Annotated in this window: 26 protein-coding genes; 6 read left to right on the forward strand and 20 right to left on the reverse strand. The window is 64.1% G+C overall.

The features are described from left to right. The coding region (locus SE92_RS19655; protein ID WP_157095913.1) for a DUF3095 family protein at positions 1-579 on the reverse strand (579 nt) is incomplete at its 3' end. 225 nt (positions 580-804) lie between these two features. Between SE92_RS19655 and SE92_RS19660 the strand changes: the two genes are divergently transcribed. Further along, on the forward strand, positions 805-1203 hold the full coding sequence (locus tag SE92_RS19660; RefSeq protein ID WP_063197627.1) for a hypothetical protein: 399 nt from the start codon (positions 805-807) through the stop codon (positions 1201-1203). Between the two features lie 4 nt (positions 1204-1207). Here SE92_RS19660 and SE92_RS19665 read toward each other — a convergent pair whose 3' ends face one another. From SE92_RS19665 to SE92_RS19685, 5 genes are all read right to left on the reverse strand, one after another. Beyond that, the gene (locus SE92_RS19665; protein WP_157095570.1) at positions 1208-1417 is read right to left on the reverse strand and encodes a hypothetical protein; all 210 of its coding nucleotides are present in this window, start codon (positions 1415-1417) and stop codon (positions 1208-1210) included. 127 nt (positions 1418-1544) lie between these two features. Further along, positions 1545-2267 (reverse strand): SDR family NAD(P)-dependent oxidoreductase, encoded by a 723-nt coding sequence (locus SE92_RS19670; protein WP_063197629.1) that lies wholly within the window; start codon positions 2265-2267, stop codon positions 1545-1547. Next, complete coding sequence (locus SE92_RS19675; protein ID WP_063197631.1) at positions 2260-3642, reverse strand: class I adenylate-forming enzyme family protein; 1383 nt, start codon at positions 3640-3642, stop codon at positions 2260-2262. The genes SE92_RS19670 and SE92_RS19675 overlap by 8 nt, the downstream gene beginning before the upstream one ends. Then, complete coding sequence (locus SE92_RS19680) at positions 3629-3874, reverse strand: acyl carrier protein (protein ID WP_063197633.1); 246 nt, start codon at positions 3872-3874, stop codon at positions 3629-3631. The genes SE92_RS19675 and SE92_RS19680 overlap by 14 nt, the downstream gene beginning before the upstream one ends. A 139-nt stretch (positions 3875-4013) precedes the next feature. Continuing rightward, positions 4014-5828: a long-chain-acyl-CoA synthetase gene (locus tag SE92_RS19685; protein ID WP_063197635.1), complete on the reverse strand. Its 1815-nt coding sequence runs from the start codon at positions 5826-5828 to the stop codon at positions 4014-4016. Positions 5829-6056: 228 nt separating this feature from the next. On the opposite strand from SE92_RS19685, the gene SE92_RS19690 reads away from it, so the two are divergent. Then, complete coding sequence (locus SE92_RS19690) at positions 6057-7037, forward strand: Bug family tripartite tricarboxylate transporter substrate binding protein (RefSeq protein ID WP_063203642.1); 981 nt, start codon at positions 6057-6059, stop codon at positions 7035-7037. 42 nt (positions 7038-7079) lie between these two features. Here the strand turns inward: SE92_RS19690 and SE92_RS19695 are convergent, their stop codons facing one another. The 6 genes from SE92_RS19695 to SE92_RS19720 all read right to left on the reverse strand — a co-directional run bounded on the left by SE92_RS19695 (position 7080) and on the right by SE92_RS19720 (position 13829). Next, positions 7080-7349, reverse strand: a complete 270-nt coding sequence (locus tag SE92_RS19695) for a DUF3551 domain-containing protein (RefSeq protein ID WP_063203643.1) — start codon at positions 7347-7349, stop codon at positions 7080-7082. Between the two features lie 28 nt (positions 7350-7377). After that, entirely contained in the window at positions 7378-7665 is a 288-nt protein-coding gene (locus SE92_RS19700) for a DUF3551 domain-containing protein (protein WP_063197637.1), read from the reverse strand. 126 nt (positions 7666-7791) lie between these two features. Continuing rightward, entirely contained in the window at positions 7792-9666 is a 1875-nt protein-coding gene (gene htpG, locus SE92_RS19705; protein ID WP_063197639.1) for a molecular chaperone HtpG, read from the reverse strand. Between the two features lie 117 nt (positions 9667-9783). After that, a complete protein-coding gene (locus SE92_RS19710; protein WP_063197641.1) occupies positions 9784-10218 on the reverse strand; it encodes a hypothetical protein in 435 nt (144 codons plus the stop codon). Between the two features lie 335 nt (positions 10219-10553). Beyond that, positions 10554-12635, reverse strand: a complete 2082-nt coding sequence (locus SE92_RS19715) for a tetratricopeptide repeat-containing protein (RefSeq protein ID WP_063197643.1) — start codon at positions 12633-12635, stop codon at positions 10554-10556. A gap of 60 nt (positions 12636-12695) precedes the next feature. Further along, positions 12696-13829 carry a patatin-like phospholipase family protein gene (locus SE92_RS19720; protein WP_063203644.1) on the reverse strand — a complete coding sequence of 378 codons (1134 nt, stop codon included), beginning with the start codon at positions 13827-13829 and terminating at the stop codon, positions 12696-12698. A 391-nt stretch (positions 13830-14220) separates the two neighbouring features. Between SE92_RS19720 and SE92_RS19725 the strand changes: the two genes are divergently transcribed. After that, positions 14221-15378 (forward strand): DNA/RNA non-specific endonuclease, encoded by a 1158-nt coding sequence (locus SE92_RS19725; protein ID WP_063197645.1) that lies wholly within the window; start codon positions 14221-14223, stop codon positions 15376-15378. An 81-nt stretch (positions 15379-15459) separates the two neighbouring features. Here the strand turns inward: SE92_RS19725 and SE92_RS19730 are convergent, their stop codons facing one another. Further along, a complete protein-coding gene (locus SE92_RS19730; protein ID WP_063197647.1) occupies positions 15460-16074 on the reverse strand; it encodes a nuclear transport factor 2 family protein in 615 nt (204 codons plus the stop codon). Positions 16075-16252: 178 nt separating this feature from the next. Here SE92_RS19730 and SE92_RS19735 point away from each other — a divergent pair, with 178 nt between their 5' ends. Next, positions 16253-17110: an energy transducer TonB family protein gene (locus SE92_RS19735; protein ID WP_063197649.1), complete on the forward strand. Its 858-nt coding sequence runs from the start codon at positions 16253-16255 to the stop codon at positions 17108-17110. A 70-nt stretch (positions 17111-17180) separates the two neighbouring features. Here the strand turns inward: SE92_RS19735 and SE92_RS19740 are convergent, their stop codons facing one another. After that, the gene (locus SE92_RS19740; protein WP_063197651.1) at positions 17181-17987 is read right to left on the reverse strand and encodes a response regulator; all 807 of its coding nucleotides are present in this window, start codon (positions 17985-17987) and stop codon (positions 17181-17183) included. Between the two features lie 208 nt (positions 17988-18195). On the opposite strand from SE92_RS19740, the gene SE92_RS19745 reads away from it, so the two are divergent. Both SE92_RS19745 and SE92_RS19750 read left to right on the forward strand, forming a co-directional pair. Beyond that, positions 18196-18429, forward strand: a complete 234-nt coding sequence (locus tag SE92_RS19745; RefSeq protein ID WP_063197653.1) for a NepR family anti-sigma factor — start codon at positions 18196-18198, stop codon at positions 18427-18429. Then, positions 18429-18977, forward strand: a complete 549-nt coding sequence (locus SE92_RS19750; RefSeq protein WP_084251855.1) for a sigma-70 family RNA polymerase sigma factor — start codon at positions 18429-18431, stop codon at positions 18975-18977. The genes SE92_RS19745 and SE92_RS19750 overlap by 1 nt, the downstream gene beginning before the upstream one ends. 79 nt (positions 18978-19056) lie before the next feature. Here SE92_RS19750 and SE92_RS19755 read toward each other — a convergent pair whose 3' ends face one another. From SE92_RS19755 to SE92_RS19780, 6 genes are all read right to left on the reverse strand, one after another. Beyond that, the gene (locus SE92_RS19755; protein WP_063197655.1) at positions 19057-19758 is read right to left on the reverse strand and encodes a nitroreductase; all 702 of its coding nucleotides are present in this window, start codon (positions 19756-19758) and stop codon (positions 19057-19059) included. Between the two features lie 138 nt (positions 19759-19896). After that, complete coding sequence (locus tag SE92_RS19760) at positions 19897-21141, reverse strand: acyl-CoA dehydrogenase (protein ID WP_063203646.1); 1245 nt, start codon at positions 21139-21141, stop codon at positions 19897-19899. Between the two features lie 136 nt (positions 21142-21277). Beyond that, positions 21278-22522 (reverse strand): acyl-CoA dehydrogenase, encoded by a 1245-nt coding sequence (locus SE92_RS19765; protein WP_063197657.1) that lies wholly within the window; start codon positions 22520-22522, stop codon positions 21278-21280. Positions 22523-22664: 142 nt separating this feature from the next. After that, positions 22665-23792 carry an acyl-CoA dehydrogenase family protein gene (locus SE92_RS19770; RefSeq protein WP_063197659.1) on the reverse strand — a complete coding sequence of 376 codons (1128 nt, stop codon included), beginning with the start codon at positions 23790-23792 and terminating at the stop codon, positions 22665-22667. A gap of 164 nt (positions 23793-23956) precedes the next feature. Next, entirely contained in the window at positions 23957-25828 is a 1872-nt protein-coding gene (locus tag SE92_RS19775; protein WP_063197661.1) for an AMP-binding protein, read from the reverse strand. Between the two features lie 43 nt (positions 25829-25871). Continuing rightward, positions 25872-26678 carry an enoyl-CoA hydratase/isomerase family protein gene (locus SE92_RS19780; RefSeq protein WP_063197663.1) on the reverse strand — a complete coding sequence of 269 codons (807 nt, stop codon included), beginning with the start codon at positions 26676-26678 and terminating at the stop codon, positions 25872-25874. Positions 26679-26832: the final 154 nt, after the last annotated feature.

Genomic DNA, 26832 nt, shown 5'->3' on the forward strand with positions numbered 1-26832 from the left:
CCCGCGCGAGGCCGGCATCGTCTCGAAGCGGCAGGACAGTCCGGACAGGTCGGGCTGCGTCCCCGCCGGCGCCTCAGCGACAGCGAACTCGCCGCGTTTCATCGCGGCGTCGGCGAAGGCGAGCCCGCCGCCGGAGAACATCGCATAGGACAGGTTCGCCGACGGACCGAAGCGTGCGACGCGCACGTCGAGACCGCGCGCGCGGATGGCGCTCACCGGCACCAGCGCGACGCGCATCCTCAGGTCGAGATCCTCCCGCACCCAGGTGGCGGTCGCGGCAAGCGCATCGCGCGCCGCATCGAGATCGCCGGGCGCGACCGCAAAGCTCGCACCGTCGCCGCCGAACACGAAGGGGAATTCGCGCCCCTGCAGCGCGTTCGTCACCGCCGCGATCACGGCGGCGCCGGCCATATTCACCGCCTTGTAGCGCTGCGCCGCGATCGCCTTGGTGGAATCGACGATATCGGCAACCCCGATGCTCCAATCGTCCGGGAGCGGCGCATAAAGCGCAGGGTCCATCAGGCTGGTGAAGCCGCGGAAGACGGGAATGCCGCCATAGAAGGATTCGCCTGAGGTCATCGGGATCCCGGATGGTTGGAATGCGCAACAAATACGTGGCAGGATCGATCCGGGTTCGCCGGCCGGCGGCCCCTTTCGATCATTGGCCGAAATGGGCCAGGACGACAAGACAAGGCAACAACAAGATGCCGCCGCGTTGCAATGCCGCGGCGGGTCATTGATCGGCATCAAACGACCGGCCGGAAGTTGCGGCTATCGTCCTTCAGCTCCACAGACTTGCATGGGATGATCGAGGTGTCCGACTTCGGCAACAAGGACTCCACCTCTCCGGTCCGCCGGCGCACGGGCATCGACCCGGTCAGCGCCGTGAAGCTGCCCGAGAGACTGACGGAGGCCGTCGACGCCTGGGCCGAAGCCCATCGCCTGACCCGCTCGGATGCAATCTGCAAGCTGATCGAGCTGGGCCTGAAGATCGCACCCCCGGTGCTGCCGTCGCAGCACCCGATCGCGTCAGAGGCCACCAGGATCGAAGAGGTCGCGGTCCACGAGATCGAGACGCTGCTCGATCCCGCGCTACCGGCAGACGAACGCGAGCGCCGCATCCGTCGCCTCACCGAAGGGCCGCCGGAATTTTCACACGAACGAATTGACCTGCCGAAGGACTTGCCGAAGCACCGGACGTGAGCGGCTAATGCAGCTTCTCGTCCTGACGCTTGCGCAAAGTATCGAGCGACGCATCGCGGCAGCCGACCAGGTGCACGAATTGCTGCGGGTACATTTCATAGCCGTGACTGCCGGAATTCTGATGCGTCATCGGCGGGCAGTGGACATCATCCAGCTTGGCGCGGGATTGCTCCGTTCGGCCCCGATTTGAAGCGGTCATGTTGGGCATGGCCATGGACTGCTCCCTGTCGATTAGGGCAGATCGATTGACATAACCCAATCGATTGCGGCGCATCTTACGACCAAATCCGGCTGAATGTCATTGAGCCGTATCAACGCAGCTATGGCCGGCGGAGTTCCACTCAGGCCGTGTTGCCCGCATCGATGGTGAACACGGTGCCGGTGACGTTGCGGCCGCCGTCTCCCAGCAGATATTCCACCATGCGCGCGACGTCGTCCGTCTCCGGCAGGCGGCGCAAGGCGCTGCGGCCGGCGATGCGCTTGCGCGCCTCGTCGGACAGATTGTGCGTGAGCTCGGTGTCGATGAAGCCCGGCGCGATCGCATTGACGGTGATGCCGAGCTTGCCGACCTCGCGCGCCAGCGAGCGGGTGAAGCCGGTTGCGGCGGCCTTGGTCGCACCATAGACGGACAGGCCGTTATAGCCGGTGGTCGCGATGATCGAGGAGATGTTGATGATGCGGCCGGCGCCGTCGGCCATCATCTGCCGCGCGACGTATTTGGTGAGGATGATCGGCGACAGCACGTTGAGCTGCACCAGCGCCTCGATCTCGGAATTGTGCATGGTGGCGAGCAGGCCTTCGGTGCCGAGGCCGGCATTGTTGACGAGGCCGTAGACCGGGCCGAATTCGTCGCGCACCAGTTTTGCAAAGGCCGGAATCGCGTCGATCACCGCGAGGTCGCAGGCGCGGAAATGCAGACGCCCTTCGGACCCGGCGATCGCCGCCCTGAGCTCTTCGCTCTCGCGCCGCGCCGCGGCGATCACGTTGTAGCCGGCGCCAGCGAGGCGCCTGCCGATCGAAAGACCGATGCCGCGGCTGCCGCCGGTGACGAGGACATTATGCATCGGTTCGCGCCAGTTTTCCGGCCGGAGTGACGTCGAGCGCCTCGACGAAGCGGATCACCGCCGGCACCTTGTGGGACGCGAGCTGCGCGCGGCACCGCTCCAGGATCTGGTCGCGGATCTCTTTCGCACGCGTCGGATCGGTGCCCTCGGTGAGGATCACGTCGGCGACCACGATGCCGCCGGTGATCGGGCTCTTCCGTGACTTGGCCCGCGACATCCGCACGTCCGGATGGCGGTTGATCACCGCCTCGATCTCCTCGGGATGGACCTTCAGCCCGCCGATATTGATGATGCCGCCGCGGCGGCCGACGAAATAATAACGGTCGCCGCGCAGCTCGACGATATCGCCGCTGTCGACGAATCCGTCGTCATCGGTGAGCGCCGCCGCATCGCGGCCGACATAGGCATGCGCGGTGCGCGTCGAACGGATACGGAGCGAGCCGTCGACCACTTTCATCTCGACGCCGTTGCGATTGCCGAGATAGTCGGCCGGAAAGCCTTCCAGCCCGTCATTGACGGCGAAGCCGACGCCCGCCTCGGTCGAGGCGTAGGCGTGGCCGACGGAGGAGTTGGGGAACGCCGCCTTCAATCCGTCGAGCACCGCCTGGTCCGCGATTTCACCGGAGAGGCGGACGTAAGCCGGGGCAAATTGCGCGGCCGAACCGCTCATCAGCAGCTTGCGCCAGTGCGACGGCGTACCGGAGATATGCGAGACCCCGCGCGCTTTCAGGCGCGCGACGTGATCACCGAGCGCCTCATGCGGATCCGACAGCACCATCGAGCCGCCGGACAGGACGGCGCGAAGGAAGATCTGGAGGCCGCCATAGCGGCGAATATCGTAGAACGTGGCCCAGACCGGCGCGGGCCCACGCGCGGGGCCTTCGGCGACGATCGCACCGGTCAGCGCTTCCAGCGTATGGCCGACGATCTTCGGCACGCCTGAGGTGCCCGAGGTGAGCATCAGCCATTCCGTGGCGCGCTCGGACTTGGCCGGCGCAGCGGCTTGGAGCGGCAATTGCGCGGTGATGACGAGCGCGACGCCCGAGCCGGCCCAGCGATCGGGCTCGTCGGTGACGACGGCGTCGATCGCGGCATCCGCGATCAACGCGTCCAGATGATTAGGGTTGAGATCGGGCGGACAGAGCAACATGCGGCGCGCGATGCCGTCGAGCTCGATCATGGCGAGGCCCGACCGGAGCTGGTCGGACAATTTGAGCAGCACGGAGCGGCCCGACAATTCATGCAGGCGGCCACCGAGGACCGTCTGCGACAGGATGTCGGTCAGTGACACGACATCATGCGCGTCGGAGATCGTGCGGCCTTTCAGCTCCGCGCCAAGATGGTCGCGAAGCGCGAAGATCTCACGCGGGGACATTTTCGTAGGCCCGCACGAAATCGCCCACGGTGGCGGGGAATGCTGCGTCCTCGGAAATGGTGAAGGGATCGATGCCGGTGTCGTCCTCGAGACGTGCGACGAGGATGGCGAAGGCGAGCGAGTCGAAGCCCGTCTCGTGCAGCGACAGATCGTCCGAAAGCGCGGGAAGCGTGACGTGCTGCTCCCTGGCGATCTGCTGGATCGCCTCAATGACCTTAGACCTTACCGACATGGCTGGCTCGCTTTGTTATCGTTGGCGTTGCGGCGGCTCTTGCTGGCCGCCTCCCCATGGCGGCTTGTTTACCCGAGAGAAGTAAATGCCTTCTTGGACAATTCAGATAAAATTGGACCTATCTGCCGATTTTGGAGATCTACAGCCTGGTCGAGCCGTCCAGGATCCGTGCATGAGCCTCGGCATCCAGCGGGACGTAGGCCCCGGATCTGGAATCCATCATGAACAGCGGATCGGAGATCCCGGCGGGATCGAAGCCTTCCCGCGCCAGGTCGCCCTTCTTCTGCTTGAACGTCTCGGTCGCATCGATCTCGCTGGAGATGCGGATGAAGACGGGATGTGCATAGACCGGCAGACGCTGCGCGAGATGCGCGGGCAATGCCGCGATGTCAAAACCCTCGTTGACGACGATCGCGCTCATGCCGGCACGCCCGTCGGCCCCTGGGATGCTGACGCCGTAGGTAGTGGCATCGACCACGCCGGTGAAATCGCGCATCGCGTCGTTCACCTCCGAGGTCGCGACGTTCTCGCCCTTCCAGCGGAACGTGTCGCCGATCCGATCGACGAAATGGAAGAACCCCTTGTCGTCGATCCGCATTAGATCGCCGGTACGAAACCAGGCATCGCCTTTCGCAAAGACATTTCGAAGAATCTTCTTCTCGGTTTCGCCGGCGTCGGTATAGCCCTCGAAGCGGCCTCCACCCTCATCGGCGGTGCCGATGCGGCCGATGGCTTCGCCGGCCTCGCCGCGGGCGCAGGCGATGCAAAACCCCTCTTCGTTGCGCAGCGGCGTGCCGCTATCGGGGTCGAGCTTGACGAGATTGGCAGGGAAGCGATGCGCGAGCAGCGGTGGGATGCGGCCGATCGCGCCCGGCTGTCCCTCGACGTTGAACAGCGAGAAATTGCCTTCGGTCGCCGCATAGAATTCGAGGATCCGGGGAATGGCGAAACGCGCCTGAAAGTCGTCCCAGATGTCGCCGCGCAGGCCGTTGCCGCAGACGAGGCGGAGACGATGGCGGTTCTCGTATTCCGACGGCGCCGCCTTGAGCAGGTAGCGGCAGAGCTCGCCGATATATTGAAACAGCGTGCAGTCATGCCGCACGATGTCGGACCAGAAATGCGAGGCCGAGAATTTCTCCGCGATCACCACCGAGCCGCCGGCCGCGAGCATGCTGCAGGGCGCCACGATGCCGCCGACCGAGTGGAACAGCGGCAGGCAATCATAGAGCCGATCCTGCGGGCTCGCGCCGGTGAGACCGGCGAACCAGAAGCCCCAGTTGAGAATGCGGCGGTGGCTGATGCTGGCGGCCTTCGGCAGGCCTGTGGTGCCCGAGGTGTAGATCAGCAGCGCACGGTCGTCGATGGTGACCTCGCCGCGTTCTTCCGGCGATAGGGGAGCGTCGTCCATCGCCGCCAGCGCGACATCGATGGCGCGATCGCTGCGGGCATCGCCATGCGTCCAGACCTTGGCCTGGGACTTCAGATGCGGCGCTGCGCCCTCCAGCACCTCCGTCAGCCCATGCGCCACGATGATATGGCTTGGCTTGGCGACATCGATGCAATGCGCGAGCGAGGGCCCGACCAGCTTGGTGTTGAGCAGCGCGACCACACCGCCGACCCGGCTGATGCCGAGCCAAGCCGCGACATAATCGATGCCGTTCGGCATGATCAACGCGACGGTATTCCCCTTGGCCACGCCCACCGAGCGCGCCCAGCGCGCGTAACGATTGATGCGCCTCGACAGGCCTTCGTAGTCGAGACTCGTGTCGTCCGTGACCAGCGCGACGCGGCCAGGTTGGCGCTGCGCCCAATCGTCGATGACGTCGGCGAACAGGCGTCCCGGCAGCGTCTCGATCCGCGCGGTGAGCTCGATGGCTTTCAGCCAGATCTTCGAAGCCGACGGCGCGCGCGCGACTTTCGGCTGTTCGATGACACCGGTGGTCATATTGTTCACTCTTCGGGCCGTCCGCTGATATCCGCCAATCTAGCCCGCGTGCTTTGCCCAGGTGTTAAGAGACAAGGTAAAACTCCGTTAGTGCGCGATTAACTCTAGTGATCCTTTACCAAGCCGACGGGATCGGCGTGCGGCGCAATCCAATTCTTGCGATAGCAATGCCAATTGTCAGCGCGCTGGTCGCGTCGCCTCGTCCCCCTTGCGGGGAGAGGTGAAGTGGAGACCGTCATGATCACCAGACGACATTTCATTCAGGCCGCCGCCTGTGCCGCGGCCACGATCGCCGCACCGCGTGCCTTTGCGCTCGGCAATCCCTCCTATCCCTCGCGCAGCGTGAAATGGGTGGTGCCCTATGCGCCGGGTGGCGCGACCGACCTGCTGTCGCGGCTGCTCTGCCAGCGGTTGTCCGACCGGCTGGGCCAGACCTTCGTCGTCGAGAACAAGCCCGGCGCCGGCAGCAATATCGGCACGCAGGCGGTGATCTCGTCGGCCCCCGACGGCTATACGCTGCTGCTGACCTCGACCGCGAACGCGATCAACGCCTCGTTCGATCCGGCACTGCCGTACGATTTCGCCAGGGGCATCGTACCGGTCGCCGGCGTCGCGCGAATTCCGCTGGTGCTGGTCGTCAACAACGATTTGCCGGTGAAATCCGTCGCCGACTTCATCGCCTACGCCAAGGCCAATCCCGGCAAGGTGTCGATCGCCTCCTCGGGCATCGGCACCTCGCTGCACCTCTCGGGCGAATTGTTCAAATCGATGGCCGCCGTAGAGTTCACCCACGTCCCCTATCGCGGCTCGGCGCCGGGTCTGACCGACGTGATGAGCAGGCAGATCCAGGGCATGTTCGACAACGTCACCTCGTCCTTCGAACTGGTGCGCGCCGGCAAGCTGCGCGCGCTCGGCGTCACCACGCGCGAGCGCTCGGAAATCCTGCCCGACGTGCCGGCGATCGCCGACACGCTGCCCGGCTACGAGACGTCGTCGTTCTACGGCGTCGGCGCCCCGCACGACACGCCGCGCGAGATCGTCGATCTGCTCAACCGCGAGATCGACGCTGCGCTGTCTGATGCCGGCATCAAGGGCCGCATCGCCGAGCTCGGCGCCGTCCCGCTGCACGGCAACGCCGTTGAATTCGGCGGCATGCTGACGGCGGAGACCGACCGCTGGCGCAAGGTGGTGGAGTTGTCGGGGATCAGGAAGGACTAGCGGCTGCACTGCCCGCGATGCGGAAGCGCCGGTCCACCGACGCTAGCCGCTACGCCTGTAACGCAACCGTTGCGGCGGCGCTTGGACCGGATAATACGGATTGAGATCACAGATCGCCGAGCGGCCGAACGCGGTTGCGCGGCACTGCGGGATCGACGTGAAGGAGCAATCGTACCACTCTCCACCTCCCCCGTTCGCACCCGAATAAACATGCATGCAGACGGGGTACCGCGGATCAAAGGTCTGCGCATGCGACGGCGCAGCCGTCAGCAACGCGCCAGCTATCATGAGCAGGCCGAACGAGAAGCGCATGAGCTGCAATCCGATAAGCTGCATCTGATTACTGCTGCGCCTTCTTGTGGCGCCGGCGCGGCTGCTGCGGCGGCTGGTCGAAGCGGTAGTAGGGATTGACGTCGCAGCTGGCCGAGCGGCCCGAGGCGGTCGCACGGCACTGCGGCAGCGAGGTGAAGGAGCAGTCGAAATAGTCGCCGCCGCCACCGCCGAAGCCGCCGCCGGGCGTGTAAACGTGCATGCATACGGGGTAGCGCGGATCATAGGTCTGGGCGCTGGCATCTGCCGCGACGAACAGCGTGGCAATCGCCGTGAGGGCCAAAATCGATGGGCGCATGGACTTAATCCTCGAATCGACGGCGTCGGCGGGCCTGATGCCGACGGCCTGCTATGGCATAACACCAGGCCGGAGGCGACTGTTCCTAGGGACAGATGACGGCAAGGTGAGCAATGGGCTGCGACGCTAGCCGAGCCCCTGCAACACCAGACGGTTCAGCCTCGCTGCAAAGGCCGCGGGATCTTCCGGCAATTCGCCGTCCAGGATCTGGGCCTGTTCGAGCAGGAGCAGGCTGAGATCGTCGACCACCTTCGAGCCGGCCTGCGCCTTGGTGATTGCCGTCACCAGCGGATGGCGCAGATTGATCTCGAGGATCGGCTTGGTCTTCATGGCCCGGTTCTGCTGCGCCAGGATACGCTCGAGCTCGCGGCTCGGGCCCTGGCTGTCGGCAACGAGGCATGAGGCCGAACTGGTGAGGCGCGTCGAGGCCTTGACGTCGCTGACGCGCTCGCCGAGCGCGGCCTTGATCACGGCGATGGTGGCGCCTTCATCGGCGGCCGGCTCCTCCTTGTTCGCCTCATCCTTGTCGTCAACGCGCGGAATCAGGTCGAGATTGAGATCGCCCTGGCTCAGCGACTTCAGCGGCTTGCCCTCGAACTCCGAGGGCATCGAGGTCCAGAACGCGTCGACCGGATCGGACAGCAGCAGCACCTCGATGCCGCGCGCGGTCGCAGCTTCCAGCCGCGGATTGGATTTCAGCCGCTCGATGCTGTCGCCGACGAGATAATAGATCTCGGTCTGGTTCGGCTTGAAATCGGCGATGACCTGCTTCAGCGAACGTTTCTCGCCCGACGTCGTGGTGAAGCGCGACAATGCCAGCAGCTTCTCGCGCCGCTCGAAATCCTCGTAGATGCCTTCCTTGAGCACGGCACCGAACGCGTCCCAGATCCTGGCGAAGTTCTCCGGATCCTTCTCGGCGAGGCTTTCCAGTTCCGACACGACGCGGGTCGCCACGGCTTTGCGGATCTGCGCGAGCTGCGGATTGTTCTGCAGCATCTCGCGGGAGATGTTGAGCGGAAGATCCTCGCTGTCGACGACGCCGCGGATGAAGCGCAGATAGCCCGGCAACAGATCGGCATCGTCGGTGATGAAGACGCGGCGCACGTAGAGCTTCACCCGGCCCTTGCGGTTTGGCTCGAACAGGTCGAACGGCTTGGTCGCGGGCGCGAACAGCAGCACGGCGTAGGAATAGCGGCCTTCGGCACGATAATGCAGCGTCATTGCGGGATCGTCGAAGGCGGACGCGATCTGCTGATAGGCTTTCTTGTAGTCTTCTGCCGTGAGCTCTGATTTCGAGCGCTGCCACAGCGCGCTGGCCGAATTGATCTGGCGCGGCTCGCCCTCTTCCGGCACGAGCTCGATGGGAAACAGGATGTTGTCGGAATAGGCACCGACGATGCGCTCGATCTCGTAGGCCTCGAGATATTTCTTGGCATCGTCCTTCAGGTGCAGGACGATCTCGGTGCCGCGGGCTACACGCGTCGCCTCCTCATCGCTGGCGCGGGCGATCTCGAAGCCGGAGCCGCCGGAGGACGTCCAGGTCCAGACGTCGCTCTCGCCGGCGCGCCGGCTGACCACGACGATCTTTTCGGCGACCATGAAGGCGGAATAGAAGCCGACGCCGAATTGGCCGATCAGGCCGAGGCCGTCCTTGGCCTCCTTCAGCTTCGACACGAACGCCTTGGTGCCGGAACGGGCGATGGTGCCGAGATGATCGATCAGCTCCTGCCGTTCCATGCCGATGCCGTTGTCGGCGATCGTGAGCGTCGCAGCCTGCTTGTTGGGGATGATGCGGATCTTGAGCGCGTCGCCCTCGCCCAGCAGCGCCGGACTGGCGATCGCCTCGTAGCGCAGCTTGTCGCAGGCATCCGAGGCGTTGGAGACGAGCTCGCGCAGGAAGATGTCGGTCTCGGAATAGACGGAATGCACCATGAGGTGCAAAAGCTCGGAAACCTCGGCCTGGAAGGGCTGCGTATGCACAGCCGTGTCTGACGTCGTCATGCGTTTACCCGGTCAAAAACGAAGGGAACCCGGGATATAACGCGAGCGCTGGGCGGATCAAGTGGACGTGAACGATCGAGGTCTCGGCGGAAGGACGCCGGATCCCGCGGCTGCGGATCAGGTCACGCAACGACCGGGCTGAAGCAGCTTTGCGACCTCGGTCAGGGAGCTGACCATCGGCTCGCAGGCGAGCGTCGGCCTGTTGCGGGTCCGCTTCTGGTTCTGGAGCAGCATCGGCGGCTTGGCGTTGCCGGTCTCGATCACCGCGGGAACCCGCAGCAGCACCGAGGTGTCGGCGAGGTCGTTCAGCCGCATCGAGACCGTGCGGGTGGGAACCGGCGCCGGCCGGATCTCGGCTAGGCGGTCCGCCTTGCCGGCACGATTGACGTTGTGGCTTGCATCAAGGCTCGGCGCATAGTTCGAGCTGTGGCTGGGGACATCGGCGACCGCCTGCCAGCGGTTGGCGAGATCGTGGCCGGAGGCCAATTGCACCGCGCCGAGCGTTGCGGCAATCGCGACGGCGCCCAAAAATACCTTTTGAATCTGTGACATGGATGTCTGTCCCTCGCCCCATGGCGATCGCGGGAACAACGCGGGCGGAGGACCGGGGGTTCTTGGCCGTTACGATCACTTAACCGTGTGCGGCAAAGGCCGCAGCGCGCGCAAAATATTTCGAACGGCCTGGAACGACTCGCGTGGACGGGAGTCGTCTCAGCAGCCGGCTATTCCCCCCTGCCCCATAAGCCGGCGACGTAGGGCGCGACTGTGGTGATGCCAGTCGCGCCTTACTTTTTTTCGCCCTTCGATCGTAAGGGCGGAGGGCGATGAAACCTCGGCGTTTTCCGCTTAGCGGCAGGGATTGAGCAAAATCGCGGCGCGGCTTTGCCTTACGTACCGCCGGCCTTCAGCAATTGCCGCGCGTCGAGCTCGACCGTCTTGAATCCCCAGTCCGCCGCGACGTGCACGAGATGCGCCGTGCCTCCAGGGCCGTCGGGGTCCTTCTCGCGATTGTAGAGCGCGACCAGCGTCAGATAGCGCGGTTGCGCGGCCAAGGCATTGAACATCATCCAGAGATTATTCCGCTGCCAGATGTCGTAATCCTTCTTGCCAGCGAGCCAGCGCGGCAGATCCTTGGATTCGGCAAGCACGCGAGGCGTCACCCGCTGGCAGAGTTGCTGGTATCGCATCACCCAATCGACCCCGCCGTGATTGACCGATTCAGCCTGGAACTGGGCCTCCGGCAGCGCCAGCATGAGCTGCGTGGAGACGCCGAGTGCGTTGCAGACCTCGTGGAACAGGATATCGCTGCCACAAGCCCCGCCCGCGATGCCGAACGCAACGCCGCCCCTCTCGTTCATCTCGTCCTTGACCGCCTTTTCGATCATCTTGCGCGCCGCGGCAATTGCCTCTTGTGTGTTGGGAAATCGCGGGTCGTTCTTGTCCCGGCGGGGCGTGTCCAGCATATGGCCCGTGAAAAGGATGACCCGCACAGGCAGCTCCGCGGGTTTGTCCGGCGCGGCCTGATTCATCTCCCGCAGCGAGGCCTCGACATTTGCCGACAGCACCCCGAGCTCGCGAAACAGCAGGAGATTGCGCCGCGCCGCGTCGATTTCGAACGGGCCCGCATTTGCCAGACCTCTTCGATAAGCATTCCCGGCTTGCGCCGGCTTCTCGGCCGTGAGGAACGACAGGTCCGCGCGGCTGATCTCCTTCCAGATGTCGAATTTCTCGCCCTTCCGCACCACCTTGTCATCGTTGCCGACGGCCAGGTTTAACGCCGCAGCGAGACGACCGGCGCGGCGTTCGCCGGTCTTGAGCGCGGCGATCGCGGCGTCCCCGTCATCGAAACTTTCCGCCCAGACGTCGGGAAGCGCCTTGGCGAGATTGATCTGGATCGTCAGCATCGCAAGCGCGTTGATCCCCGCATAGAAGCTGTCCAGATCTTCGGCGAAGCCATCGAGATAGTGCTGGATGGCGGAGCCAAGATGCGGCGAGCGGAGGGCCGCCTCGCGTTGCGCATCGGGGGACGCCGCGGCCTGCCAATCGTCGATCCAGCGCGTCTTGGCGTTGCTTCCCAATAGTGAATGTCCTTCGGCGCGATGAAACCGCCGCTCCGCCGATTCCTTGGGCGTCTCATCGCGATCATTCGGCGGCATCGTGCGGGCGAGGACCCGATTGATCGCCTGCTCCGAACGCGTGATGGCGTCGAGCTTTGAATCATGACCAAGCGCTCTGGCCGCCAGCTTCTGATAGATCGTGCCCAGGCGGTAATTGGCCTGAAAATCGTTGCTGTCCAGGCCCCGAAGCAGCTCGAACGTCTCCTTGGCTCCGGCGAGGGCCTTGATCCGAAATTGCGCGTCGCCAACGATCCGCAATCCCGCGCTCCCCCATTCGAAACCGCGGACCTCCTGCGCGAGCAGCCGCAGGTCGCCGGCGCGCCCCGCCTTTTGCGCGATCTCGACCTCTTCCTGGAAGTCGAACGGCACGATCATGAGCGCGGCCCGGTCGTGCGGCGTCAGGCGTGGGAGCAACTTGAAGACAGGACTGTCCTTGTTGGTGTCGGCAAGTGTCGCCCTGAGCGACTCGATAAAGCCAGGGAGCGCGGCGGCAGGGTTCGCCGGATCGTATTGACCATATCGATCGGTCTGAAGATCGAAGGGATACTTGTCCTGCGTATCCTTGGCGCGCATCAGCAGGGTGTGCCGGTCGCGCAAACCGTGCCGGATACCGAGCTCGTAGAATACGTTGGCGTTGTGGATGGAGAGGTCGGCGATCACCAGATCGGAGAGCACCAGCAGCCTGAACATATCCTCCCGAATGTTGCCCTGCCGCGTGATTTCGAGCGTGGTGCGGCCTTCAATTCCAGCCGCCGTGAGCGCAGGAGCGATGAGCTCCCTTTCCACCCGATCGAAATCGATGCCGCCCTGCGTGCCGAAGGGACGAACGATAAAAGCGCGTGTGACTTCCATAGCTCAACATCCCTGAATTTCGATCAGCTAGGCCAGAGCACCGGCCGCCGCCGGCGCAGCTCAATCGAAGCCGGGCGGAAAGTGTTCCGGCTTGACCTGCTGCTCCGCGGCAAGCCGCCCGATGTCGGCAAGCTCTGCGAGATTGTTGGGATCATCCATCGCCGCGATCTTCGCGACAGCTTCCGGCGCAAGGTCGCGCTTGACCGTGGTCTTCAGCCAGCCGGGCTCCAGGAGCACGTTGTAGCGCGCATAGGTGGCCAGTTGCGGACCGCTCTGGCTGTCCAGCTTCAGATCCCCCACGGCGCGGTCGATCGCCCATGGCGTCAGGCAGTTCGTCAGCCATTGCAGCATGGCCTGATTGACGCGCCCGCAATCATCCATGAGGGATTGGAGCGATCGCAGGCCCTGCTCGGCCGCAGCCATGCGCGTGATCTGCTCCGTCGTGTAAGTCTTCTTGAACGTGCCCGTGCCGACCGAAATCAGCAGCAGCTTGTCTTTGCCGGTCGGCCAGCGGAAGCCATGGCCATCGAGCGCGGCCAGCATCAGCAGCTGCAACGACGGGTCGTTGAAAGGGCTCACACCGCCGTCGACGAACGCGCCGGCGACGACGTTTCCATCACGGGAGGAGATGTCGATCTCCTGAGGCTCGAAATAGGTCGGCGCCGCTGTGCTCGCCCGGACCACCTTGGTCAAATACAACTTGCCGTCCTGTGCGGCATATCGAGCGGCGGGATGATTGTGCAGCGGCCAGGGACTGCCGGTGTCGAGGCGCTTCGTCATGATCATCAAGCCGGTGCGGATGCGCTCGCTGTCGAGCGTCGTGTCTGCCCCAAGCTGTTCATCGAGTGCGGCTTGAAGCGGCTTGGATTTGAATTTTGGCGCCAACAGCCCGAGCCGCCAGAACTCGGCCTGGAAAACGTCTATTCCGATCCCGGTGTAGAGCTTCTTGAGCTGCTCCACCGTCAATCCGCAGGCCAGACCGGCCGCAATGATCGACCCGGTCGATGTGCCCCCGATGAGATCGAAATAGTCGCAGAGCAGGAAGTTCGGATCCTTGAATCGCCTCCTGAACTCCCGCTCCATGACGTCGAGATATTCGAGGGTGAGAATGCCCCGTATCCCGCCTCCATCGAGAGCCAGTATCCGCTTCGGTCCGTTCGTGCTGTCCAAATGTTGTTGCTTGGTCTTGGGCATCTGGCCCTCCCAGGCTGCAATGGCAGCCGATACCGGCTGCAGCAATTCGATAGCTCACAATATTCTCTTATGCGACGGCCGTAGAATCTGCCGCGGCATCCAATTCGATCCGACCGTCAATATCGGTCGCTTCAAGTCCACCATCTTGCACGAAACACACCCTAAAGTATAGTGGTCGAAATTGCTGGCAGACAAAAAGGCCAGGCCGTCCTCGCCATCATTCGCGGCTGCGCCGGGAATGAGAGAAAAGATTTCCAGACGGCGTGCGGCGAACGCGCGAACCTTGGCTGAGGCGAAGTAAGGATTTCATGAGCAGCGTCTTGTCGCCAATCACAACAGCGACGAGCCGTGGCGACCGCAGGAGTGTCATGCTCGACGGGGATCAGGTCGCATGGCTGACATTTTCCTGAGCTACACCCATGTCGATCGGCCGCGTGCCCGGCCGATCGTGGATCTTCTCGAAGAGCAGGGCTGGACCGTTTGGTGGGACCGCGGCATCGAACCCGGCATGCCGTGGCGGCCCGAGCTCGACATCGAATTGGCCAACTGTCGCGCCGTCGTCGTGCTGTGGTCGCAGACGTCAACGGCCAGCGAATGGGTTTGTCATGAGGCACGCGCCGGCCTGAAGAAGGGCGCGCTGGTGCCCATACTCCTCGACGACGATGAATTCCCGACGGAATTTGCCGCCGTGCAGGCAACCGATCTTTCGCGCTGGAATGGCGAGACAGACCGCACCGAGGTGGAAGCGCTGCTGCGCCGGCTAGCGCGTCTCGTCCCGCCCTCGCGTATCGATACGGTTCGTCCGGGCTTCGATCCGGATTTTCTCGACGAGACGCGCCCAATCTCTCTACCGGGCGTGAACGGTGCGGTAGCGGTGTTGCGCTATCTGCATTTCACGGTCGTGATGAATCCGGCGCGTCGGCTCGCGCATTACGTGGCTTACAATTGCGACGGGAGCCAATTCGTCGACGAGCCGCGCGGCGCGGATAAATGGTCGCCCGATCCGCTGCTTCCCCCGTCGTTGCAGATGAATTTGCCGCTGCTGCGACAGAGCCCTTACGACCGCGGCCATCTCATGGCCCGCGCGACGGGCTGCTGGGGCGAACCGCGCGCCGCTTCGATCTCGGCGCGACAGGCCTTCTACTGGCCCAACGTCGTGCCGCAGCATCACCGGCTCAATCGGGATTGGTGGCACGCTTTGGAACAGTGGGAGCGTGCAATGGCGCAATCGCGCGGCCGGCTGACCGGCTTCAGCGGGCCGGTCTTCTCCGACGACGATGAAGCCTTCCGCGGCGACGTCGAGTTCGAGCATGGCCTGATCGCGCGCGACACTTTTCGCGTCCCGCGGGCCTATTGGAAAGTTGTGGTGGTAGCCGCTCCACGCGGCCGTCTTGCCGTCGCAGCCTATCTGATGGACCAGGTGGCGATGGTGGCACAGAACGTCGGCCGCGGGATCGAGATCGGCGACTACCGCGTCACGCTCGCGGATCTGGAAAGGATCGCGCAACTCCGTTTTGCGGCATCGCTGCACGAAGCGGCTGCGTTGTGAGTTTGCCGGCGAAGGGACGCCCGTACCCGCAAGCGCAACGGCGCTTCTGCTATCGCTCGAGAGGTCAAGAGACCTCTGACGTCAAGAGACCTTCCCTGCCAGCCATGCCCGTCCCTCGCCATACAGCCTCTCCACTTCGGGCCCGATCAGGCCCGGCATGTCGCGCTTGACCTTGTAGCCGATCAGCTCCTGCATATAGGCGAGATGGCGATAGCCTTCGGGCAGCGCGGCCAGCGCCTTCTGGTCGAGACGGAGTGTCGCGGCGGGATCGACCGGGTCGATCCGGTCCTTTTCATAAATCGGCTGGCGGCGGACGATGCCCCATCTTCCCATTCCTGATTGGTCTTGCCGCTTCTCCAGGAAATCATAAAAGCGTCCAGTGCAGACGACGTCGCAGAGCACGTCGTGCACCAGCGCGCGCTGCGAGATCGTCATCTTGGTCTGCGCGACGGCCCGCTCGCCTGCGAGATCGATGCTGGTGCCGCCGAGGAAATGCAGGATGCGCACGCCCTTGGCGAACCCCTCCTGGCTGACGCGCATGAAATCCCGCGCCGGTCCCTGAAACCAGGTCGCGGACATCCAGCCTTCTTCATGCCAGACCGTGGCAAAGCGCTCCCAGTCGCCGGCGTCGCGCCAGACCGCCCAGTTCTCGAGGAGGTCGCGGATGGCGAGGCGATCGAGGAGTTGCTGGTCCATGGTGAGTAATCTCCCGGCGCCCAAGAGCGGCGATGAATGTTGTTGGCCGGATATCAACGGGGCAATTTGGACGGCGTCAAGCAGGCTTTCCCAGCCTTTCGAAATTGCGCTCCCCCTGCGAACGCGTTACGAGCAAGAAACCTTGCAATCAACCTGATGGCGATTACTATTCACATTGATGCAGATGAAATTCCCTTTGCTGGCCGCCCTGCTCGGATTGCTCACGGCTGTTCCGTCTTTGGCCCAGGCTGAATCCCAGAACGACAGCGTCAAAGCCTGGACGGCGAGGCTGGCGGCGCACATCAACAGCAACAAGTTTTTCCCCGTTAAAGCATGGGGGCAAACCGGCCAGGCCAAAGTTACATTCGTCATCGACCGGTCCGGAAGGTTGATCTCCCGGGCGCTGGCTGAAAGCGCCGGCTCGCAGCCGATCGACGACGCTGCGCTGGCGATCATTGCCCGCGCCGAACCGTTTCCGGCGCCGCCTTCGGAGCTGAAGGACGACTCATTCTCTTTTACCGTGCCGATTGTCTTCAGTGGTCGTCAATTTCAGGTGCCGCCGTCCTTCCGGGTTGTGCAGAGCGGAGCGGATCTCGACCCCACGGCGTCCGATCCCATGGCCGCTTGGCGCAAGGCGGTCACCGAACATGTCTGGCGCCACAGGGTGTTCCCACCGGGCGCGATTGGCCAGAAAGGCGATGTCGGTGTCACATTCGTGGTCGATCGTTCGGGTAAATTGATCTCGAGCGCTTTGGTGGAAAGCACGGGCTTCGAGCCGCTAGATGCCGCGGCGCTCGACATGGTCGAGCGATCCGCGCCACTGCCGAAGCCGCCCACCGAGGCGAAGGACGATCTTCAGAGGATGACCGTCCTCATGACTTTCGACGGAACGCGGCTCATTTCGGCACCGTCGCCCGAACGAGAGAAATTGCTCCAATCCTGGATCCAGGACCAGGCCAAGCTGACTGCAAAATCCCCCGGACCGGATGATACAAAACTAAATTCCATGCTTCGCAGTATCTGCCGCGGATGCTGAGGCGGGGTGCCGACAAAACAAAAACGGCGCGCCTTTCGACGCGCCGTCTTCTTGTTCGATACAGGTCTTCCTAGGCCGCCGGCGCCTTCGGCGTGCGGTTGCGCGAGTTGCGCTGGAAGAACAGGGCCTGGCTCGCCACCGCCGACACCATCGCGGGCTGGAACGGCTTTGAGATCAGGAACGCCGGCTCGGGTCGCTCGCCGGTGAGGAAGCGTTCCGGATAGGCGGTGATGAACACCACCGGCACTTCGAAAGTGCGCAGCAGCTCGTTGACGGCGTCCAGGCCCGACGAGCCGTCGGCGAGCTGGATGTCGGCCAGGATCAGACCCGGGCGCTTGTTCTTGGCAAGCGCCACCGCATCGGCGTGGGTCCGCGCGACGCCGACGACATTATGGCCGAGATTCTTCACCAGGCTCTCGAGGTCCATGGCGATGAAGGTCTCGTCCTCGATGATCAGCACATCGGTCGCGATCTCCGCCGCCATCTCGCGGCCTGCGGCGTCCGCAAGGCGCCGGGTCTCGGCGACGTCGGTGCCGAGGATGTAGCCGACTTCCTCTTCCGAAAACCCCTCCAGCGAAAGCAGCAGGAAGGCCTGCCGCGGCAGCGGCGTGATGTTCGACAGACGCCGCTCCGGCGGCATCGGCAGGGTCGTCACCTCCGAATCGTCGTTGACGGAGACCGAATTCCAGATCTGGGTGAACAGCCGGAACAGGCCGGCGCGCGGCCCATGGCTCTCGTCGAGCACCGTGGGATCCCCAAGCATGGCTTCCAACATGGCTGCGACATAGGCGTCGCCGGAGGCTTGGCTGCCTGTCAGGGCGCGTGCGTACCGGCGCAATAGCGGCAAGTGTTCAGCAACAAGCTGTGAACGGGACATCCCCACTCCATTCATCTTCGGGCCATCCTGGCAATGCGGGGGGCCCGGGTTCCCCTGCTGGGCTGGATTACGCCTCAGCCTGAGAAAAGTTCCGTTGCGCCGGGAACTTTTTCTCGAACCTGGCATTGTGCCTAACCAGGGAACGGCTCCCGGTTGAGAAACCTCTCGAACTTACAGTCACTTAACTCGGGGAAACGTGGAACAGGTCATGAAAGATCTCAAGTCTCAAGCCAGCAGAAGCACGACCCCCGGCAAGGGAGGCCTCACTCCGGAGATCCAATCCCGGATCGGGCATCAGTTGCGCGCCATGTATGATGATGTCGTGCGACAAGGGGTTCCCGATCGGTTCGCAGAACTGATCAAGAAGCTTGATGCGCCGGGAGCGACACCCCAATTGGGCGATGAGGGCGGATCCAACGACAACAACAATGGGAGGGATTAATGCCTCTCACGGACTCCCTGCGTAACGATATCCTGGCGGCCGTGCCCAGTCTGCGCGCGTTCGCCATTTCGCTCAGCGGCAATGCGGACCGCGCCGACGATTTGGTCCAGGAGACGCTGCTCCGCGCGCTCGCCAACATCGACTCGTTCCAGCCCGGCTCCAATCTGCCGGCGTGGCTGTTCACGATCCTGCGCAACCTGTTCCGCTCCGATTATCGCAAGCGGCGGCGCGAGGTCGAGGATGCCGAAGGCAACTACGCAAAGACGCTGAAGACGCAGCCGTCGCAGAACGCGCATCTCGAGTTCGAGGAGTTTCGCACGGCGCTCGAGAAGCTTCCGCAGGACCAGCGCGAAGCGTTGATCCTGGTCGGCGCCTCCGGCTTCTCCTACGAGGATGCGGCCTCGATCTGCGGCTGCGCAGTCGGCACGATCAAGAGCCGCGTGAACCGCGCCCGCTCGAAGCTCGCCGCGCTGCTCTATGTCGACGGCGCCGAGGATTTCGGCCCGGACGAGACGATACGCGCCGTGATCGGCGGCAGCGGCGGCTGATCACGGGCGCCAAGCCAACCGAAACGAAGACGGCCGCTTTCGCGGCCGTCTTTACGTGTCCGAAAGATGGCGCCCTCGATCATTCGTCCGCGAACGTCACCGTGTCAGCCACGCTCGCGCGCGAGGTGCGGTAGCTGTTGACCTTGTGCGCGTCGTCGGCATAGCCGAACGAAATGCCGCAGACGACGCGGCGATCGTCGGGCAGGTTGAAGTGGCGGCGGATCAGGCCGGAGTGGCGCGCGAGCGCGGCCTGCGGAATGGTGCCGAGCCCGAGCGCCTGCGCCGCGAGCATGAAATTGCTGACATAGGCACCGCAATCGATCGCACCGTAGATGCCGAGCGGCTCGTTGGTGTGAATGATCGCGACATGCGGCGCACCGAAGAAATTGTAGTTCTCCAGCGCCTGCTTGGCGTAAGCCATTTTATCGCCGCGGGCGATGCCGAGCGTGTTGTAGAGCTGGAAGCCGCTTTCGCGGCGGCGGTCGAGATAAACGCCGACATATTCGCGCGGCGGCGTGAAGTCGTAATCGTCGCCGAGACCGCCCGAGGCCTCCTTGTAGATCGCCTGGCGAAAGCGCTCCTTGGCCGCGCCGCTGGCGATCACAACCTGCCAGGGCTGGCTGTTGCACCATGACGCCGTGCGCTGCGCGGTCGTCAGCACGTGCTCGATGACCGCACGGTCGACCTCTTTTGGCAGGAAGGCGCGGACGGAGTAGCGCTCGTTGAGCAGCTCTTCGAGCACGCCGATGCGATCTTGGGTCTGATTTGCTTTAGCGTCCATTGCCTAGCTCGCTTTCGTGCCCCGGACGCGACGCAGCACGAAGTGATGCGGCGCAGAGCCGGGGGCCATTGTGGCATCTGGGTCCCGGCTCTGCGGAGCGGCACTGCGCGCCGCACCGCGTCCGGGACACAAGATTTCCTATCTACCCTTGGTCGGGATCTTGTTATACGGCACGTCCTTGTCGACGCGGATGTCGCCGGGCAACCCCAGCACGCGCTCGGCGATGATGTTGCGCAGGATCTCGTCGGTGCCGCCGGCGATGCGCATCGAGGGCGAGGACAGCAGCATCTGCTGGAACTGGCCCTGCACCGTCTCCTCGTCGTTTCCGGTGAGAACACCGGCCGCGCCCTGCAGGTCCATCGCGTAAGTCGCAATGTCCTGCAGCATCATGCCCGACACCAGCTTGCCGATCGAGTTCTCCGGACCCGGCCGCTCGCCCTTCGACAGCGCCGAGATGGTGCGATAGCTGGTGAATTTCAGCCCGTTCGACTTCGCCGCCCAGCTTGCCAGCTTCGAGCGCACCGCGGGATCGTCGATGGCGAGCCCCTCCTCGAGCATGAGGTTGGAGCAGAACTCGAACATTTCAGGCACGCCGGTCGCGAGCCGCGCACCGATCGACATGCGCTCGTTCATCAGCGTGGTCAGCGAAACGCTCCAGCCCGCGCCGACGGCCCCCAGACGCTGGCTGTCGGGAATGACGACGTCGGTGAAATAGACCTCGTTGAACTCCTGCATGCCGTTGGCCTGCTTGATAGGCCGCACCTCGACGCCCGGGCTCTTCATGTCCAGAAAGAACATGGTGAGGCCCTTGTGCTTGGGCACGTTCGGATCGGTCCGTGCGATCAAGAGACCGTAGTCGGAATAATGCGCGCCCGAGGTCCAGATCTTCTGGCCGTTGACGACCCAATTATCGCCCTTCTTCTCCGCGCGCGTGCGCAGGCCCGCGACATCGGAGCCGGCGGAGGGCTCGGAGAACAGCTGGCACCAGATCTCCTCGCCCGAAGCGAGCTTCGGCAGATAACGCCGCTTGGCATCCTCGCTGCCGAACGCCATCACGGTCGGACCGCACATGCCCTCGCCGATCTGGAACGGCTGCGTCAGCTTGCCGTAGACGCCCTCTTCCTGCTGCCAGATCACCTTCTCGATGGGCGTCGCGCCGCGGCCGCCATACTCCTTAGGCCAGTGCAGGCAGGCCCAGCCGCCTTCGGCCTTTTTCTTCTGCCAGGCCTTGCCGACATCGACGATGTCGTGGCTGGCAAGGCGGATGCGGCCGAGCGAGGATTTTGACAGCTCGGCATGCAATTCCTTCGGCGCATTGGCGTCGATCCATTTGCGCGCGGTCTCGCGGAATGCGGCTTCCTGCGGGGTGTCGTCGAAATTCATCTTCGAACTCTCCTTTCTCGTGCCCCGGACGCTGCGCAGCGCGAAGCGGTGCGCTGCAAAGCCGGGGCCCATTTTGGCTTTCTGGGTCCCGGCTCTGCGGAGCGGTACTTCGTACCGCACCGCGTCCGGGACACGGCTAGCCTCTTCCCTTCGTCGGGATCTTGTTGAACGGCACGTCCTTGTCGACACGGATATCGCCGGGCAGACCCAGCACCCGCTCGGCGATGATGTTGCGCATGATCTCGTCGGTACCGCCTTCGACGCGGGTACCAGGCGCGCGCAGCAGCATCGCCTGGAAACGGCCGGCCAGCTCGCCATCCTCACCGCTGACCACGCCGCCCGCGCCCTGCAAGTCCAGCGCGTAGGTCGCGACGTCCTGGATCATCGAGCCCGCCACCAGCTTGCCGATGGAATTTTCCGGCCCCGGCCGCTCGCCCTTCGACAGCGCCGAGATCGCGCGCATGCTGGTGTATTTCAGCCCGCTCGCCTTCACTGCCCAGTTCGCCAGCTTGGAGCGCATCGCGCGATCCTCGATCGCCGGGCCGTCGTCGAGCATCAGGCTGGAGCAGTACTCGAACAATTCAGGGAAGCCGGTCGAGACGGCCGCGCCGATCGCGCTGCGCTCGTTCATCAGCGTGGTCAGCGAGACGTTCCAGCCGTCGCCGACCTCGCCGAGGCGCTGATGGTCGGGAATGCGGACGTTGGTGAAATAGACCTCGTTGAAGTCGGAGGCGCCGCTCGCCTGCTTGATCGGCCGCACCTCGACGCCGGGGCTCTTCATGTCCAGGAAGAACATGGTGAGGCCCTTGTGCTTGGGAACGGTCGGATCGGTGCGCGTCAAGAGGATGCCGTAGTCGGAATAATGCGCGCCTGAGGTCCAGATCTTCTGGCCGTTGATGATCCAATCGTCGCCGTCCTTCTCGGCGCGCGTTCGCAGCCCCGCGACGTCCGAGCCGCCGGCCGGCTCGGAGAACAGCTGGCACCAGACCTTCTCGCCTGAAGCCAGCGGCGGCAGATAGGTCCGCTTATGCTCCTCGCGGGCGAACGCCATCATGGTCGGCCCGCACATGCCGTGGCCGATGATGAACATGCGGGAGAGCTGGCCGAACGGCCCTTCTTCCTGCGACCAGATCACGCGCTCGATCGGCGACGAGCCGCGGCCGCCATACTCCTTCGGCCAGTGCAGGCAGGCCCAGCCAGCATCGGCCTTCTTCTTCTGCCACGCCTTTGCGACTTCCAGGATATTGGCGTTCTTGAGCACGGTGCGGCCAAGCGAGGATTTGCGCAGCTCCTCTTCGTATTGCTTGGGCGCGTTGGCACCGATCCAGGCCCGCGCGGTGGCGCGGAATTCGGCTTCCTGCGGGGTGTCGTCGAAGTTCATGGTGCTCATCTCTCGGTTCGTTCCCCGGACGCTGCGCAGCACGAAGTGATGCGCTGCAGATCCGGGGTCCATTGCGACCCTGGGTCCCAGCTCTGCGAAGCGGCATTGCATGCCGCATCGCGTCCGGGACACGAGCGGCGGATCACGCCGCGTTCTTCTTCCGCATGCGATCGATCAACTGATCTTCCCAATAGGAAAGGCTGCCGAGCCCCAGCGCCATCGCGTTGGCGCGGCGGTAGTACATGTGGCAGTCGAATTCCCACGTGAAGCCCATGCCGCCGTGAACCTGGATGTTGTTCTTGGCGCAGTGCTGGAACGCCTGCGTTGCGCTGATGCGCGCGGCGGCGGCGGCTTCGGGCAGTTCGGCCGCATTGGTCGAGAGCGCCCAGGCGCCGTAATAGCTGTTGGAGCGCGCCAGCGTCGCCGAGACATACATGTCGGCGAGCATGTGCTTGACCGCCTGGAACGAGCCGATCTGACGGCCGAAGGCGATGCGATCGAGCGCGTAGTCGCGGCCCATCTCCAGAGCGCGGTCGGAGCCGCCGACCTGCTCGAACGCACAGAGCACCGCGGCGCGGTCGAGCACCTGGGTGAGGATGCTCCAGCCTTCGCCAGTCGCGCCGAGCGGCTCGGCCTTGCAGTCTTTGAAGGTGATTTCCGCCTGCCCGCGGGTCGGATCGAGATTGGTGAGGCTCTTGACCTCGACGCCGCCGGCCTTGAGGTCGACGAGGAACAGCGAGATATCGCTCTCGCGTCCGCTCGATCCCGTGCGCGCGGCAACCACCGCGAAGTCGGCGATCGCACCGTCGGCCACCGGCTTCTTGACGCCGTTGAGCACACCGTTTGCAGCGGCGAGCTTGACGTTCTTGGGTGACGGATTGCCCTTGCCCTCGAACAGGGCCAGCGTGCCGATCGCTTCCCCCGAGGCGATAGCGGGCAACCATTTTTTCTTCTGAGCATCGCTGCCGGCGATCAGCAGCGCTTCAGCCGCGAGATAGACGGTCGAGGAGAACGGCACCGGCGCGTTGGCCCGGCCCATCTCCTCCGCGACTACGCAGAGCTCGAGATGACCGGCGCCCGCGCCGCCGAACTCTTCCGGAATCGCAACGCCGAGAAGGCCCATCTCGGCGAGGCCCTTCCAGAGCTCCTTGTCGTAAGGCGCCTTGCCGTCGAGCACGACACGCACCGCCTTGGGCGAGCATTTTTCGGTGAGGAACTTGCGCGCCTGGTCGCGGAGCTGCTTCTGGTCGTCGGAGAAGTCGAAGTTCATGGCGGGCTACCTTTTTCTTGCTGTCATTCCGGGGCGCGACGAAGTCGCGAGCCCTGAATCCATTTCGCCACACGCTTGCGGCCCAATGGATTCTCTGGTGCGCATTTGCGCACCATAGTTCGCGCTGCGCGCGCCCCGGAATGACCATTGGAGAGAGTATCTATTCATCGCAGCACGATCACGTCCTGGTCGGGCTTGTCGGCATAGAGCCGCTCCACCAGCGCAGCGCGGCGTTCGAGGCCTGCGCGCTGGTTGATGTAGCCCTTGTCGGTGAGCTCGTTGCCGTCGATCGAGGGCGGCTCGACCATCAGCATCGCGCGCGCGATGATGCGGCTGCTGGCGCCCTCGCATTCTCGGTTGTGCGTCTCCAGCCCGCGCCGAAGACAGGCGATCACGTCAGGATGCTTCACGGCGTCGGCAAAGGTCAGATCGGGGTTGCCGACGAGCTGGCGGCAGGCATGCAGGTTCGGCCACGCCAGGAGGCCGATGAAGGCGCGATCCTGCCCCGCGACCAGCGCGTCATGCACCACAGGCGTTGCGGCTGCGATCGCATCGGTGCGGAGCGAGCCGACATGAACGAATGTGCCGGTGGTGAGCTTGAAGTCCTCGACCACGCGGCCCGCAAAGATGATGCCCTTCACCGGATCGGAATCGTCGACGAAGATGCCGGCATCGCCGATGCAGTAAAACCCTTCTTCGTCGAACATCTTCTTGGTCAGCTCCGGCTGGCCGAAATAGCCGGGCGTGACGTTGACGCCGCGCAGGCGCAGCTCGTATTTCGAGCCGCACGGCACCATCTTCAACTCGACGCCGGGGAACGGCAGGCCGATCAGGCCGACGCGCTCGGTGTCCCAATAGGTGCCGGTCGAGGTCGGCGCGGTCTCGGTCGAGCCCCAGCCGGTGTAGAACACGATGCGCTCGCCGGTGGTCTTCACCGCCAGCGACTGCATGCGGTCGTAGAGATCGTCAGGCAACCGCGCGCCGCCATAGGCCATGATCGAGAGATTCTTGAAGAAGGAGCGACAGAGCGCGTCGTCCTTCTCCATGGCCGCCGCGAGCGCGGCATAGCCGGCCGGCACGTTGGCGTAATAGGTCGGCGAGATCTCGCGCAGATTCCGCAGCGTCTCCTCGAACTGACCAGGCATCGGCCGGCCGTCGTCGATATAGAGCGTGCCTCCGTCGACCAGGATCGGATGGAACGCCGCATTGCCGCCCATGGTGTGATTCCACGGCATCCAGTCCAGCATGGTCGCAACAGGACCATCGGGCGCGCGCGGCCGCACCTGCATCATCATCGCCGCATTGGCGCACATCATCTCCTGGGTATTTATGACGGCCTTGGGCATGCCGGTCGAGCCCGAGGTGAACAGCAGCTTACCGACGGTCTGCGGCGTGATTTTTGCGATCGACTCCTCGACATCCTTCGTCACCGGCGTCGCCGCAAGCTCGGCGAAGCTGACGCTTGGGATGCCGTCGCAGGGCCGGGCGACGTGCACCACGGTGACGCCGGTGAGGTCGAGCGCTTTCAACGCCTTCTCGAAGGTCGGCCCGTCCTGCACCATCAATACGGCCGGCTTGATCAAGTCGAACAGGTACTTCAGCTTGACGTGATCATGGCTCATCAACGAGTAGGCCGGCGACACCGGCGCCGCCGGGACGCGTGCCTGCATCGCCGCCTGCGTCATCAGCGCATGCTCGATCGAATTGCCGGAGAGGATCGCAACGGGGCGACCATCGAGCCTGAGATCGAGCAGGCCTTGCGTCAGCGCATCCACGGTGCGCTTGGCTTCGGCATAGGAGACCTTGCGCCATTCGCGGTTCGGCCCGCCGCGCTGCGCCAGCCAGATGCGCTCGGGCGCTTCCTTCGCCCATTTCGCCAGCGAGGCCGGAATGTGCGTCTCATAAGCCTGCAGCGGAATGCGCGACTTCAGCACCACCGTGCCGTCGTTGCGGCGCTCGACGTCGATGTCGCGCTTTAGCCATTCGACCTTGCGAAAGGCGGGCTTCGTCATCACGGCCGCCGCGCTTCCACTCATTTTGCGTCTCCCGGAATTATCGTCCTTTGCGGATCGTTCTCGTTCAGCGCTTGATATAGACAGGCTTTCGCTTCTCTAGGAAGGCCCTGATGCCTTCCGAAAATTCCTCGGAACGGCTGCATAGGACCTGGTTGCGATCCTCCATCGCGATCGCAGCTTCCAGCGACCCGGCATCGACGCTGATGTTGAGGCATTCCTTGGAGAGACGCAGCCCCACGGGCGAGGCCGTCATCATCGCATCGACATAGGGATCCGCGGCCGCATCGAGCTTGTCCTCATCCACGACCTCGGAGACGAGCCCGACCGCCAGCGCGCGCTCGGCGCCGATGAAGCGCCCGGTGAGGATCAGCTCGGACGCGACGGAGACGCCGACAAGCCGCGGCAAAAAATAGCTGGTGCCGATGTCGCAGCCGCCGAGGCCGAGCTTGATGAAGGCGCAGTTCATCCGCGCGGATTTCGAGGCGATGCGGATGTCGGAGGCCAGCGCCAGCGCAAAGCCGCCGCCGGCCGCGGCCCCTTGCACAAGCGACAGGATCGGCTGCGGGCAGCGCCGCATCAGCATTACGATGTCGGCGATGCGCCGCTGCGAATCCAGCGACTCCGTGACCCCCGGCGGCTCCTGCTGCCCGGCCCGGCGCGCCATCGCCGCCTTGAGATCGAGGCCGGCGCAAAAATTCTTGCCTGCGCCGCGGAGCACGACGACGCGCGTGTCGCGATTGCGCTGCAGCCCCTGGAAATAAACGTTGAGCGCATCGATCAGCGCGGGATCGAGCGCGTTCAGACTATCGGGACGATTGAGCGTCACCCGGTCGACGCCGTCATCGTGCTCGATCAGCAGCGGTTGGGACATGGGTGGCGTTCCTGCGTACTGCGGAATTGCGCGGTGTCAATTGCTGCGCCCTCTCCCCTTGTGGGAGAGGGCATGCACATCGCTAGCCAAGAACTCGCTTGGGTGAGGGGTCTGCCTCCACACATGAGATCGCGGAGAGAACCCCCTCATCCGG

Origin of the sequence: Bradyrhizobium sp. AT1, from assembly GCF_001590795.1 — a bacterium.
Lineage (GTDB): Bacteria > Pseudomonadota > Alphaproteobacteria > Rhizobiales > Xanthobacteraceae > Bradyrhizobium.